Source organism: Rhodococcus sp. FH8 (assembly GCF_019266085.1).
Classification (GTDB): domain Bacteria; phylum Actinomycetota; class Actinomycetes; order Mycobacteriales; family Mycobacteriaceae; genus Rhodococcus_F; species Rhodococcus_F qingshengii.
Window position 1 is genome coordinate 1 of sequence record NZ_LPNQ01000006.1, and the last position, 1,131, is coordinate 1,131.

The 1,131-nt window shown below is 61.3% G+C and carries 1 protein-coding gene; it reads left to right on the top strand.

Annotated features, from left to right (window positions below; all coding sequences use genetic code 11):
• On the top strand, window positions 1-1,131 hold a 1,131-nt coding region (locus ATN38_RS00035; protein WP_218747373.1), incomplete at both ends, for a dihydropteroate synthase.

Here is a 1,131-nt window from a genome sequence, read left to right on the forward strand (position 1 = left end):
TCAACTACGAGGACGGCGCCGGCCCCGAATCGCGTTTTCACAAGATCATGACGTTGGTCAAGGAGCACGGCGCGGCGGTCGTCGCCCTGACCATCGACGAAGAGGGCCAGGCTCGCACCGCCGAGACGAAGGTCGCCATCGCCAAGCGTCTGATCGAGGACATCAAGGGAAACTGGGGACTCGCCGAGTCCGACATCATCGTCGACGCCTTGACCTTCCCCATCTCCACCGGTCAGGAAGAGGTGCGACGCGACGGCATCGAGACCATCGAAGCCATCCGTCAGCTCAAGGCTGCGTACCCGGAACTGCACTTCACCCTGGGTATCTCGAACATTTCGTTCGGTTTGAACCCGGCGGCACGTCAGGTCCTCAACTCGGTGTTCCTGCACGAGTGCACCGAGGCCGGTCTGGACACGGCGATCGTTCATGCGTCCAAGATTTTGCCGATGGCGCGAATTCCGGACGAGCAGCGTGAAACCGCACTCGACCTCGTCTACGACCGTCGTAGCGAGGGCTACGACCCGCTGCAGAAGCTGATGGCTCTGTTCGAGGGTGTCTCGGCTGCGTCGGCGCGCGAGTCCCGTGCGCAGGAACTCGCCGGACTTCCGTTGTTCGACCGGCTCGAACGCCGCATCGTCGACGGCGAGCGCAACGGCCTCGACGACGACCTCACCGAAGCGATGACGATCAAGTCCCCGATCGAAATCATCAACGAGACACTGCTTTCGGGCATGAAGACCGTCGGTGAACTGTTCGGCTCCGGACAGATGCAGTTGCCGTTCGTTCTGCAGTCCGCCGAGGTCATGAAGGCAGCAGTTGCGTTCCTCGAGCCGCACATGGAGGCGAGCGACGAGGACGGCAAGGGTCGCATCGTGATCGCGACCGTCAAGGGCGACGTCCACGATATCGGCAAGAACCTTGTCGACATCATCTTGAGCAACAACGGTTACGACGTCGTGAACCTCGGCATCAAGCAGCCGATCGCGACCATTCTCGACGTCGCGTTGGACAAGAAAGCCGACGTGATCGGCATGTCCGGACTGCTCGTGAAGTCCACTGTCGTGATGAAGGAAAACCTCCAGGAACTCAACGCACGCGGAGTCGCCGAGAAGTTCCCGGTTCTGCTCGGTG